We start from the raw sequence: 12,968 nt of genomic DNA, 5'->3' as shown, positions 1-12,968 counted from the left end.
GCGCGGGAATTTTGTTTTAAAAAGGCTATACCTTCTTGCTAGTTACCGATTTACCTGTTCACCACAAAATAATTTCAAAGCTTGAGACGAAAAATATTGTCAAGCTGACTGAAATTCAAGAGCGCACAATGCTTCCCGCTATACAAGGCAAGGATATTATTGCGTCATCAAAAACAGGCTCAGGTAAAACATTCGCCTTTTTAGTCCCAGCAATTAATCGACTTATGTCGCAAAAAGCGCTTAGCAGACAAGACCCCCGGGCGCTCATTCTAGCGCCAACCAGAGAATTAGCTAAGCAAGTGTTTATTGAAGCTAAGTCCATGTGCACAGGTCTAAACCTAACGTGCTCACTTATTGTCGGTGGCGAAAACTATAACGACCAAGTAAAAGCGCTTCGCCGTAACCCTCATATTATTGTAGGCACAGCCGGACGCGTTGCAGACCACCTTTTAGATAAAAGTGTGTATTTGAACGGCCTCGAGTTGCTTATCTTTGATGAAGCCGACCGCATGTTAGATTTAGGCTTTTCTGCTCAGCTGAAAATGATAAATGACTATGCTGATCACAGAAAGCGCCAGACTATGTTGTTCTCCGCTACGCTCGATAATATTGAGCTTAAGCACATGACTGCACACTTAACCAAGGGCGCTGTACGTATAGCGGTAGGTGACTCAACGGCGGAACATGGCGACATAGTTCAGCAATGTTTCTTCGCAGACAACCTTGATAACAAAGATAAAATACTACAGTACGAACTTGCCAATCGCACTTTCAACCAAGCGATTGTTTTCACCGCTACCCGTGAAGATACCGATAGAATTGCCACCTTGCTAAATGAACATAATCTTGAAGCCATCGCGCTTCGAGGAGATATGCTTCAGAATCAGCGTGCTGCTGTAATGAGCGCATTTGCCCGTGGGCAACACAGTATTCTTGTTACCACAGACCTAGCTTCTCGGGGGCTTGATTTATCAAAAGTAGGTGTAGTGGTTAATTTTGACCTTCCTAAAAATGCTGACGAATATATTCATCGCATTGGCCGCACTGGCCGCGCAGGTCAAAAGGGTGAAGCCTTCTCTTTAATTGGCCCACGAGATTGGAACAGCTTTGAAGGGCTTAAAAATCACCTTCAATATGCATTGGAGTGTTTGCCTCATGAAGAATTCTCAGCATCGTTCAAAGGTTTTACGGCAAAGAAAAAAGTAGTGAAGCGAGCACATTCGCAACATGGTAAAAAGCGCGTAACGACCCCAGCAAAATCAGGCACCAAAAAGCGCGTTGATACCATGTCTGGCGAAGATATTGGTATGGTCCCTGTAAAACGTAAACCAAGAAACGTACCGCTAGACGACAATGACGATTAGAATACTCCTCAATAGTAAACTGAATAACCGCTGATTGATAATAACCATTGACTAGCAATTAGCGGTATTAAACACTCCATCTAGTTCCTAATTACATTTTCTTACATCCCTAGAATAGAACAATACATTTCCATATGCTCTACTACGCATATAGCGCCTAGTCGTTTGAAATAACAGTCCGAATAGATGATAACTATAATGCGTACACGTTCTATAAATTCTCAATAATACGCTTGTCCATTCGGTGCACACTATCTGTTTAAAATGGACTTTTACTACATGAAAATTCTAAAGTTTGTATTGTTAGCGTTAATTTTATTAATAGCTGTTGTGACTTTTTCTTATGAAAAAATTGTAGCGAGTGTTTTATTGCCACAATATATAGACTGGGCATATAAAACAGATAAGAGCGGCTTGGAAATAGGCAAACCGTTAAATCAAAAAGAGCTAGCGCTAGCAGTTGAAATAGGGATTAACAACCCTGAAAAAGTAAGAATTGTCTATGTAGATGAAGTGCCCTATCCTTACGAAAACGTTGCACTTAAATTTTTCGGCGAGGCCGTTGGATTAATTGGAGAAGGCATAATAAATAACGCACAAGTTTTTGGCTATTCTATTTATGCTCGGAAAGATTTTGTGCTCACTAGACCTAAACTTGCCCATGAGTTGGTGCATGTTCTTCAAATAGAAAGATCCAGTTTAGATAAAATTGTCACCCAGCATTTCTTTGACATGGCACATTACGGCTACGATAAAGCACCGCTCGAGGTCGAGGCCTCAAAAGCGAACGAGGCTTATAGCGCTGATTGGTAGCTTACTGATATTACCTTTTATCCCTCAGTTATTAGGTATTGAGGGCGCTGCGTTAGCCATATTCAGCGTACAACGCATGGTTTTAAACAACAGGACTACGTCAAGTTATGCGTCAAAAAACATTACATATGTTAGCACTAGTCAAAACTTACTCACGTTATACGGAATCTACGAGTTTGTGAGCGGTTTGGTTAGCCTTAACACAAACCGCAATGGATATTTTTATTGGCTGCTTTGCCTAAAATATGGGAGAAAGCTTACCGTTTACATTTCGACATCCAATGTTCGGGCTATACAGTTCACTTCTGTGCAACCACATTGTCGAGTCAAACCCTGGTAACTTTATATTTAAGGCTAGTTTAAACATCGTTGAGTTACTATTTTTTTCAATAATTCGGCCGCAGAACGTGTTATCGCCAACTTCTACCCCCTGTCGCCATGTTTTTAAAGCTAGCTGCCTTTTCTTACGCTCTTTTTCTTCTTCTCTTTGTTTTTTCAATTCAGCCAGCTGTTTTTTCTTACGCTCCTTTTCTTCTTCTCTTTGTTTTTTCAATTCAGCTAGCCGTGCTTCTTCAGCTTGTTTCTTCTGCGCAAGTAATTGTTCTTCGGTTAAAGCGGCAAGCCTGGTTTTAGCAACTTCCAACGCAGTATCAGACACTTCACCATATTTAGCTATGGCTCGCTTTAAACCGTAGATGCTATTGGTTGTCGTTAATTCAACAATTCTTGCATTTTCACGCGCTTCGACTAGAAATTCATGATTAAGTAGGCCTTTCACATTTCCGTATTTTTTTACAAAATCCACAGAATATTTCGCTATTACCTGTGTTCTTTTGAAGTCTCTTTCAAATTCGTCGTATCTTTCCTTTGACAACTTATTAATTAAATAGCTATAAGCTTGCGATTGCTCTAACGCTGCTTTCAATGCGTCTTTATCTAATTTTGCTTTATACAATTTTGTTAAAATAATAGCTTGTGCGCCAGAGGTAAACACCTCAGTAACAGCCTCTCGCGGGTTGTAATTTAGATAAACTTTAGAAAATTCAGAGTCACAAATATTTCTTTTTTCGCCGCTATTGAACAGGTTTAAAGCAGACTTTTTACATTGAAATACCCAGCTACTTTTAAAAGTATCCGTAATATCATTTGACCCACGACCTAACTCTGAGTACTCCTTCGCCCTCGCTAAGATAGTTATTCGCCCGGTTTTAACGTTTACAGCAACCTCCTCTTCGCCACCAGGTCCAATACTCGCCTGCCACTTACCACCATTTTTATCTAGGCTAATTAGATAAACATCATTACTTGTATTATTTAAAGCCGCTAAAGCGTCTTGCGTACCATAGCCATGGGTATACGATATTGAAAAATTATTACTTAAAGAGGGCCAGTTAATATAACTATAGTCAGAATTTCCTGCATCAGTTATCACGTAATTCTTGGTTGTATTGGGTGAGTTTTTTTCAACGTCGGGGCTCGTAGAACTGCATCCAAATACTAATGTTGATAAAAATGCAGTAATTAAGGCTTTTCTCATTTTGCGTCCTGTATATTTTTCTTTATTTCAATACTTAATTGAGCGACAAATAAGGGCGCAGATAATATAAGGTATACCTTACCTATTCAATTGATAACTTTGTAAATTTTTGTAGATTTATATTATGTTGAAAATAAATACTAGTGTTGTAAATCGCCTCTAAACTATTGATGGCGCTACGTGCAACCAATAAATACTTTTGCAAGATTTATTGCTCTGACTATAAAAAACAATTTTTATCTATAAAGGCATGATTTTATTTCACATACGAGAGCTAGACAGCACGGGATATAAGTCCTGAACAGCCTCAAAAAATGGAAAAAATACCGGTATGCGACGTAGAGTGTCTTGGAAGTATTATTTTTCTTAACAGAAGAATTGATACTAATTTGCCTGCGTTTTGATTTCAAATATATATTCGAGTAAGGCTTGGATATTGTTACATGATTTCCGTTTATAATTTGAACTACATTATATATTTCAACCAAAAAAAAACGAGTACCGTAGGGAACTCGTTTTTATATAAATCGATCTTTTAGGAATTGATTTAGTTCATATCTAACAAACGAATTAAGATGAAAACCAATTCCAATGCATATGACTGCGCAATATTAATATTCCCACCAACACTCTTGCCACCACGCTAAGAACTCTTCAAAATCGATGTAACCATCGTCGTTACTATCGATAAGTTTGAAGCCTTCCTGTACGTGACTTGCTTTAGTCTTAGGCGAAATAACCGTTAACAGTTCGATGAACTCAGTTAAATCAATTTGGCCATTACCATCTCGGTCAAAAAAACTGAAGTCGCTTTTGATTTCTTCGATTTTTGCTTCTGAAAGTTGAGTACTCACTCGCATTCCTTAATTCAACTGCAATAACTGAGAGTGTAACGTCCTTCTAACTATGTGTCTATGCTTGATTTTGTTTCGCTTGGGCTGCCCTTTCTCGTTGCGCTTGGGCTTTTTGTTGTCGCTTATTTTCCATAACAACACGCGCCTCTGTACCGACGTGTTCTTGGTTTCTCTCTTTCGCAAGTTGCACTTGTTTTTCACGCTCTCTAAACCGAGCAATTTGGTCATCAGTATGCGTACCGAAGCAATGCGGGCAACTTACACCTGGTTCATACTTGTCACTTTGCTTGTCTTCTTCAGTAATAGGAAGCCTGCACGCGTAACACTGCTCGTAATGACTTTTCTCGAGATCGTGGTTTACTGCTACGCGATTATCAAATACGAAGCAGTCCCCTTCCCACAATGACTCTTCTTTTGGAACATCTTCAAGGTATTGTAAAATGCCACCTTCTAAGTGATATACCTCCTCGAACCCCTGCTCCTTTAAATAAGCTGTCGACTTTTCACAGCGAATACCACCTGTACAGAACATAGCCACTTTTTTGTTTTGTGACGGGTCAAGTTCTTTTGCGACGTATTCAGGAAACTCGCGAAACGTTTCTGTTTTAGGGTCGATAGCGTGTTTGAACGTGCCAATTTCAATTTCATAGCCGTTACGCGTGTCAATCACCGTTACGTCTGGGTCGCTAATAAGTGCGTTCCAGTCTTTGGGTTTTACGTAAGTGCCTACGGTTTTGCGCGGGTCGATACCTTCTACGCCCATCGTCACAATTTCTTTTTTCAGTTTCACCTTTGTACGGTAAAACGGTTGTTCATCGTGAAGGGATTCTTTGTAAGAAATGGGATTGATCCGCTCGTCGCGGTTTAAATAAGCGAGTAACGCGTCGATACCTTCGCGGGTACCAGACACTGTTCCGTTTATACCTTCATGAGCCAGAAGAAGTGTTCCTTTAATACCATTAGCTTCCATGGTTTCTAGAAGCGGTTGGCGAATCTCTTTGAAGTTTTCAAGCGCAACGAACTTATACATTGCACAAACAATATAATTTGACATAGATTTTTAACCTTTGCTGATTGGAACGTAAGACCAGTGCAAAATGCGGCGCGAAGGATAACAAAACTCGTCTTTACAGACAACTCAACTTCTTATTTCATCGATAAGTTCAAAAAGTAGCGTGTTATCTTCTGAGATAGTATTAGTTAACCGACCTTTAATGCGCTTTTGCGCGGCAAGACTGCAGTTATTTATAACATCGTCGGGCAGTCGCTGAACGTCATCTTTTTGAGACAAAGGCGGCGGATGGATGGACAAAAACAATCTGGCATCATCACTGTTACGATGCAACAACTCACATGTAATCTGCATATTGTGCCAATCAGCATTCTCGGCATAAGTAGATGATCGCCTGTAATAATTTTTTGAATGTGTTGTTTTCGAGTGAGCGTTAGTCGTATGACTTTCATACGCTGTCGGTTCAGCCTGCCCGTGCTGATGCATAGCCAAGAAAAGATTGAATAGAGCGCCTTGCTGCGTTGCGCGGGCCAACACACCATTAGCTTCCCAACCTAAACTGGGATCAAGTTCAAGCGCCTGATTTTCTTGTATGGCGTTTAATGACATTTATTCAGATAGTAATAACGTTTTTCCATACCTACGTTTTCGGCAAGATAATGTTTTTCTTAAGCTTATTATTGCTCTATTAACGCTTATCGATAATGATATAGGGTGATGGTAAATAAAAGCACGGATCAGCAATGCAATTTAGTAGCAAACAAGTTCTGATTGTAGAGGACCAGCGGCCCTTCTTATTACTGCTAAAAGGTCTTATGCACTCTATGGGTGCTACAGATGTGATAACCAAATCTTCCGCTGAGCAGGCAATATCAATCTGCAAAAAACATAAGTTTGACATTATCGTTTGTGACTTACACCTTGGTGCTGATTTCAAGAATGGATATGAACTGGTCGAAGAATTACGCACTCGCCGGCTTGTTCCATCTCATGCCGTGTTTATACTTATAAGTGCAGACAGTGCGCGGTCAATAGTGCTTGGTTCGATTGATCGTAGGCCAGACGACTTTCTCGTTAAGCCCTTCTCGCAGGTACAGTTAAAATCAAGAATTATTCGGGCATGGCGAAAGCGACAATTCCTTAACGTAGCCATTGATCATATCGAACAAGCATCATACAACGCTGCTATCGATACGCTTGAAGCGCTTATTGACAGCCCTTCGCATTATAAAAGCTACTGCGAACAACTGTTGGTTGAGCTCTATTGGAAAATTGAACAACCTAAAAAGGCATTCGATGTTTTAAAGCATTATGTCGATGGAAAACCAGTGCTTTGGGCTCAGGTGGCGCTAGGAAAAACCTATTTAAAATTACATCAATACGAAAACGCGCTTAATATCGCCAAACGCGTATTGAAGAAAAACCGCTTTAGTGCTGAAGCGCACGATATTATGGCGGAAGCCTACCAAGCGCTTGAAGCGGGCGATACCGCAATAACCACAATCAAAGAAGCTATTAAACTGTCTCCATACTCCTTACAGCGCCATGTTAAAGCATGTGAACTAGGGCGATTAAATGACGATTTAATTCTGGCTGCTACTTCAAGTCAGGCTATTTGGGACTTGTCTAAAAAAAGCGTCCACAAAAATAGTTTGTATTGGTGTGGCATTATACGGAGTTTATTAGATGTCGCGGAGCATTGTGAGGATAAAAAGCAACGAAATAAGTATCAACAAGAGGCGTTACTGGCATTACAGCGCGGAAAATTTGACGACCACTTATTGCGAATGGACAGAGAGTTTGATGTCGATATATTCAGCCAAATCGTGAACGCACGCGTAAGTGCTATTGATGGTAAACTTGTTGATGCAAAGCGACATTTAAGTCAGTCTCAAGAGCTACTAGATAGCAAATATGCCAACGACATACCCACGGCATATATCCCAGACAGCATTGATGTAATGTACACATTAGGCGAATATGATGAAGCACTCCATTATGAGTCTATATTAAAAACAAAAGCTGACGAGTTAGATGTAAACAGTGCGTTTATGCTGAAAAGACAAGCTAAGCGAACTCAGAAAAACTTATCGAGCTACCAGCAGTTCAATCGCGAAGGAATTCAACATTATCAACGAAAAGATTATGAGCGCGCTAAAGCGTCTTTTGCTTTAGCTCAAAGTTTTGCGCCCGTAAATACGGGGGTGGCGTTAAATTTATTGCAATGTATTTTACAGTTGGCAATAAAAGCCGATGCAGCAGAGCCCAAACTCGTATCTGAATGCAAAAAGCTTTTCAAATTAATAGACGATATGGCGCTAAAAGAACAGTACAAGGAAAAATATACAAATTTACGTGATGAGCTATCAAAATATATAGGTTGCTAAATCACGAGTTGTGGGACGTAAAAGGTTTTGCTATCAATGCCTCATTTTTAAGCTTTGGAAAAGTACCTAGAAAACACATTTGTACGATATAGTGGAAGTGAAACGTTTTTTAAAACTGACATAACTTAAAGTCTGATATACTCTGCGCCCGAATAATCCCCTAGTTAATAAATGAGGTAGCTGACTTGTCTTTTATTCTTCGCGCTTTACGCAACGGCCTTGGGGCTATAATCGCATTTTTAGACATTATTTCTCGCCCGAAAAAAATGAGGCGTAGCCAGGAAGAACAAATAAAAGTTAATGAGCAGGCTAAAAATCTGTCTCTTTATCAATTCTTTGCCTGTCCATTTTGCATAAAAACCCGAAGAGCGTTGCACAGGCTAAACGTTCCTGTTAACTACAAAAGCGTAAAGCAAGGTTCAGTTCATCGCCAGGAGCTGCAAAGTCAAGGTGGAAAAATTCAAGCTCCGTGTCTCAAAATAGAAAGTCCAGACGGTGATACATGGCTTTATGAATCTTCGGCTATCATTGCTTACTTAAACGAAAATTTTTCTGCTAAAAACAAGTAACTGGAATGTCACGTACAGGGCAAATGTCACGTAGATTCAAACGAGACAAGAGTTAAAAACAAAAGCGCTTTGGCTTTTTTTAGTCAAACCATGAATTGAAACAAAGTGCTTAAAGGCTAAAAAGTTACTTTGTTTCAATTGCTTATATTTCATATCAATTGGCTAATTGATATGACCAGGTGGTAGCGATACTGCTATCGGCTTTATCAGAAAACAAGTTAGACGAACAGTAAGCCATCTCCCTAGGTAAATCTGTTCGTAGTTCTGACGATGTCTTTTTTTTAAATAATAATGTGCCTATAGCGCATCAAAGCAAGCTTCAGTGTCGGCCACTGCCAAACAAAATTCTCGTCTTAATGTCGCGTTATCGAGGTCAGTCGACGTGTACATGTATTACTGCTGAAAAGACGCTACTGTTTCTATTAATTCATCAACGCTTTGCTTTAATTTGCCTCGTTGCTTGTTGCTGAGTGTGGTGAGAAGTTCAGCAATCATAGTAGCAGTTAACTTCATGTTATGTTTGCTCGCTTGAATATACTGAGCCGACTTGAACTGATCAGGATTTGTCATTATTGCCACTAAGTCTTGTTCAAAATTGGCATTAAATGCTCTCCCGGCAAAAAGTTTTCTAGCTGCGCTTTGAATGTTCCTCTGGTAGGCAACCCACATTTTCTTTGTCGGTATATATTGTTCTACATACGTTGCGATAATTTGTTTTTGTTCAGCGTTTAAATTCCCCACTCTTTTTTCTATATTTTCTTCAATTTTTTCTCGTCTGCTTTTTAATTGCTCAGCTAGCGGCTTTGCTTGCTGTTCATTAAGCTCTTCTTGATTCTTTTTATTTTCTTTCTCAAGAGCGGCAAAAAACGCAACGATTTGCTCATTAGTCAGTGTACTGGCTAATTTCGCCAGGTCGGGACTTATGTGTGTTTGAACCCGTTCCCAATGCGACTTTGCGCGTTCGAAATGATCGATAATTCGGTTGAAGTCTAAGCTGCGCTCATCAATTTCCGTGTTGATTTCTTTTAATTGCGCTTCATATAAGGCCAATTCATTTTGTTTATGCCAATCAAGCCATTGTGCTAGGTACCCATCAAACGAATTTTCTTGTTCTTCAGTAAATTCAATATAATCGTCAACGTACCAATGGATCCACCAGTCGATGTTATTATAAGCAAGTTTTGAACTGCACGCTTGTAGACACATCAAACAAGAACAAATAATAAAAATGCGAAAAATAGCACGGCGCGATAGCCCTGTGATTTTTGATTTAGTGTTCAATTTGGGTTCCTTTCTTAGTTTTACTACCCTTTATAGACAGAATGCCACACAATAGTGCAAAACTTTTCTTTACCAACGGTTCAGCATGAATTACCTTGGACAATACATCAATGCTAATTACCGTATATAGCTTCATTTAATCATACACTTACGATGTCGAGGAATATCTTGTGTCAAAACGTGTAGCTGTTCTCACCTCTGGGGGCGACGCACCGGGCATGAATGCGTGCTTGCGTGCCATCATTATCGGTTGCCAGCGGCAAGGCTTTAAGCTAATTGGCTACAAGCACGGCTTTAATGGCTTAATTAATCAAGAATTTATTCCCTTGTCGCTCGAATCCACACACAACCTAATTCAGTATGGCGGTACGATACTGCAAAGCGCAAGATGTGAAGCGTTCAAAACCCCGGAAGGCGCAAAAACGGCAGCCGTTAATCTTGCTAATGTCGGTATAGATACACTCATTGTTATTGGCGGAGACGGTTCCTTTAGAGGCGCTAACCATTTAAGCCAATATTGGGACGGGCAAATCATTGGAATTCCAGGAACCATCGATAATGATATTGCAGGTACCGATGCCACCATCGGTTATTACACCGCTATCGATACAGCGATGAGTTCTATTGATAAAGTGCGAGACACCGCAGATGCCTTCGAGCGATTATTTTTAGTTGAAGTGATGGGCAGAAATGCCGGATTCCTTGCACTCAACGCCGCGCTATCTTCAGCGGCAGACTACGTCATTGTGCCCGAATTCTTTGACAATGATAAAAACGAAATTAGTCGTATAGTTAAACAAATTAACGGACAACGAGCATTAAAAGGAGAAGTGAGTTTTATTATCGTTGTTGCGGAAAATGTGTGGCCTAATGGGCTTACAGGTTTAGCCTCAGCGTTAAATAAGCACGGAATTAAAGACGTGAGGCCCGTTACTTTAGGGCATGTGCAGCGCGGCGGTTCACCGGTAGCCCAAGACCGACTATTAGCTTCTTCTCTTGGAAACCATGCGGTCAATCTAGTTGGTCAGGCGCAAACAAATATAATGGTTGGTGAACTAAATCATCGCGTGGTTTCCGTGCCGTTAAGTGACACGTGGAGAAAACAAAAGCCGCTGAATGACACGCGGGTCGCTGCAATGAAAACGCAAATGAATGAGCGCTACTAACAGCTTTATCAACGCTACATTTTCATTGCCGCTTTCACCTTATCTCTATGGCTTCTGCTCACTTTTAATTCGGTTTCATTCTGTAAAATTAAATGGTATTCGCCGCTGATATGGCTAACCAACTTTTTCACAAACCTTATGTTGGCAATTGCTGAACGATGTACGCGAACGAAAAACTGAGGGTTTAGCTCCTGCTCTAATTCTTTCATCGTTTTTCGCATTATATGCATGCCGTCAAGCGCATGCACACACATGTAGTCACCCGCCGCGTCTATCCACTGAATGTCTTGCACATTCACTCTAGTCACCTCTGACCCATCTTTAATCGCTAATACGTCAGGGTAAGGGTTTGCTTCTACCGGCTCGCCATTTGCCAGCTTCCTCAGGATTTCTTCGTAATCGTCACCCGTTAACTCTGCTACAAGGCTAACGAGTTTTTGCGACTGCTCGTCTTGATGCTGGGTAGCAAAATAATCACGTACTTTATTTAGCGCAGCCCCTAGCCTCTCGTCGTCTGCAGGTTTAAGCAAATAGTCAAGCGCGTGAATGTCGAAGGCTTTTATTGCGTAGCTATCGTATGCAGTTACAAAAACTATCATAGGAATAGGTTGCTTGAGCTCTCTGAGTTTATGGATAACTTGAAACCCGTTTAGCCCAGGCATCTGTATATCCAAAAACACCAGATCTGGTCTGTGCTGAGAAATACTACTCACAGCTTCCAAACCATTTTGACACTCAGCTAGCACGTGTACATCTTCATGACGCTCTAACCGAGCACGGAGCCCTCGTCGAGCGAGAGGCTCATCATCAACGACAATAGTTTTAATCACTTGCTTGTTCATGTCATACGTCCTTTACTTCGTATGGGATACGAATTCTAACGCGTACCCCTGAAGGCTGATTGTGTTCAATAGAGAATGCAAAGTTCCGCTGATAGAGCGACTGCAAACGCTCTTTAATATTTACCAAGCCCACGCCGTTTTCACGACTCAATTTACCATCTTTGATATCTGCGCCCGGACCGTTATCAGCTACATCCATCAACAAGTCGTTGCCGAATGTTCGTGCTGAGATAGAAATAGAACCGCCATTTTCCATTTTAGATATGGCATGTTTTATCGCGTTTTCAATGATAGGTTGTAAAATCATACTAGGCACTAACGCACATTCACACTGTTCGTCTATAGCCCAAACGACTTCTAGTCTGTCATCGAAGCGTACTTTTTCTATCTCTAGGTACAATCGAAGCGCTTTTATTTCCTGGCCTAGCGGTACTTTTTTGATAGGATCGTTGTCTAGAGAGTAACGAAGAAAATCGCTTAACCTCGACACCATCGCTTCAGCAGTATCGTTTTCTTTTAACAGTACTAACGTAGAAATTGCATTCAATGTATTAAACAGAAAATGGGGATTAAGCTGGTAACGCAACATTTTGATATGGGCTTGGTGCGCCATTGTGCTTGCTTTGAGCGCGTTTTGTTTTTCTTTTTGTAGCATCTGGAAATTTTTGATGCCAAAGTAAACGCCGCTCCAACAGCCGACCATGATCAACGAGTTGATAGTATTAGTGAAATACATATACCATTCATCTGGGCGGTAGCCGTGTTTGTAAATTTCCCAGTAGTTTATATTTTTTACCACTGCCCATAAAAGCGCAACCAGATAACAAGATACGACCACGATTATGATCATGTTCAGTGGCGACTGCCTTCTTGCCCAACGATAAATATAACGTAACGGGATAGTCAACAACCACCCGGCATAGGCATTGAGCATGATGATAAAGACCCAAATTGGCCTAACGTCATGCAAAAACGAGCCAATATAGTAAATTATCGCAAACCCTGCCCAGCCTGCGCTGTGCAACGTCCAGAATAAACGCTCATTACTCTCTATTACACGCTGAAAGCGACTCACAATATTACCATTTTAAAAACTTATAGCATGATTATACGCAAGCCTAAGCACGACCCAAGCAGCTTGGT

General features: G+C 40.7%; 12 protein-coding genes. 5 read left to right on the top strand and 7 right to left on the bottom strand.

What is annotated here, in order from left to right:
- Positions 1-35: 35 nt before the first annotated feature.
- Together BK026_RS04720 and BK026_RS04715 are read left to right on the top strand one after the other, a co-directional pair.
- Complete coding sequence (locus BK026_RS04720) at positions 36-1,364, top strand: DEAD/DEAH box helicase (RefSeq protein ID WP_071814768.1); 1,329 nt, start codon at positions 36-38, stop codon at positions 1,362-1,364.
- A 279-nt stretch (positions 1,365-1,643) separates the two neighbouring features.
- A complete protein-coding gene (locus BK026_RS04715; RefSeq protein WP_083575148.1) occupies positions 1,644-2,177 on the top strand; it encodes a hypothetical protein in 534 nt (177 codons plus the stop codon).
- Between the two features lie 238 nt (positions 2,178-2,415).
- On the opposite strand, the gene BK026_RS04710 is transcribed toward BK026_RS04715, so the two are convergent.
- From BK026_RS04710 to BK026_RS04695, 4 genes are all read right to left on the bottom strand, one after another.
- A complete protein-coding gene (locus BK026_RS04710; protein ID WP_071814766.1) occupies positions 2,416-3,714 on the bottom strand; it encodes a hypothetical protein in 1,299 nt (432 codons plus the stop codon).
- 611 nt (positions 3,715-4,325) lie between these two features.
- Positions 4,326-4,574 (bottom strand): EF-hand domain-containing protein, encoded by a 249-nt coding sequence (locus BK026_RS04705; RefSeq protein WP_071814765.1) that lies wholly within the window; start codon positions 4,572-4,574, stop codon positions 4,326-4,328.
- 52 nt (positions 4,575-4,626) lie between these two features.
- A complete protein-coding gene (locus BK026_RS04700; RefSeq protein WP_071814764.1) occupies positions 4,627-5,622 on the bottom strand; it encodes a rhodanese-related sulfurtransferase in 996 nt (331 codons plus the stop codon).
- An 84-nt stretch (positions 5,623-5,706) separates the two neighbouring features.
- A complete protein-coding gene (locus BK026_RS04695) occupies positions 5,707-6,189 on the bottom strand; it encodes a hypothetical protein (protein WP_071814763.1) in 483 nt (160 codons plus the stop codon).
- A gap of 134 nt (positions 6,190-6,323) precedes the next feature.
- Between BK026_RS04695 and BK026_RS04690 the strand changes: the two genes are divergently transcribed.
- Complete coding sequence (locus BK026_RS04690) at positions 6,324-7,967, top strand: response regulator (protein ID WP_071814762.1); 1,644 nt, start codon at positions 6,324-6,326, stop codon at positions 7,965-7,967.
- Between the two features lie 185 nt (positions 7,968-8,152).
- A complete protein-coding gene (locus tag BK026_RS04685) occupies positions 8,153-8,536 on the top strand; it encodes a glutathione S-transferase N-terminal domain-containing protein (protein ID WP_071814761.1) in 384 nt (127 codons plus the stop codon).
- Positions 8,537-8,929: 393 nt separating this feature from the next.
- On the opposite strand, the gene BK026_RS04680 is transcribed toward BK026_RS04685, so the two are convergent.
- Entirely contained in the window at positions 8,930-9,817 is an 888-nt protein-coding gene (locus BK026_RS04680; RefSeq protein WP_256253676.1) for a DUF6279 family lipoprotein, read from the bottom strand.
- A 170-nt stretch (positions 9,818-9,987) separates the two neighbouring features.
- Between BK026_RS04680 and BK026_RS04675 the strand changes: the two genes are divergently transcribed.
- Complete coding sequence (locus BK026_RS04675; RefSeq protein ID WP_071814760.1) at positions 9,988-10,983, top strand: ATP-dependent 6-phosphofructokinase; 996 nt, start codon at positions 9,988-9,990, stop codon at positions 10,981-10,983.
- Between the two features lie 14 nt (positions 10,984-10,997).
- On the opposite strand, the gene BK026_RS04670 is transcribed toward BK026_RS04675, so the two are convergent.
- Together BK026_RS04670 and BK026_RS04665 are read right to left on the bottom strand one after the other, a co-directional pair.
- Complete coding sequence (locus BK026_RS04670; protein ID WP_071814759.1) at positions 10,998-11,825, bottom strand: LytTR family DNA-binding domain-containing protein; 828 nt, start codon at positions 11,823-11,825, stop codon at positions 10,998-11,000.
- Position 11,826: 1 nt separating this feature from the next.
- Positions 11,827-12,900, bottom strand: coding sequence for a sensor histidine kinase (locus BK026_RS04665; protein ID WP_071814758.1), 1,074 nt, complete (start codon positions 12,898-12,900; stop codon positions 11,827-11,829).
- Positions 12,901-12,968 lie beyond the last annotated feature (68 nt).

Source organism: Alteromonas sp. V450, from assembly GCF_001885075.1.
GTDB lineage: Bacteria > Pseudomonadota > Gammaproteobacteria > Enterobacterales > Alteromonadaceae > Alteromonas.
The sequence above is the reverse complement of the archived record's forward strand: the minus strand, read 5'-3'. Positions and strand labels throughout refer to the sequence as shown.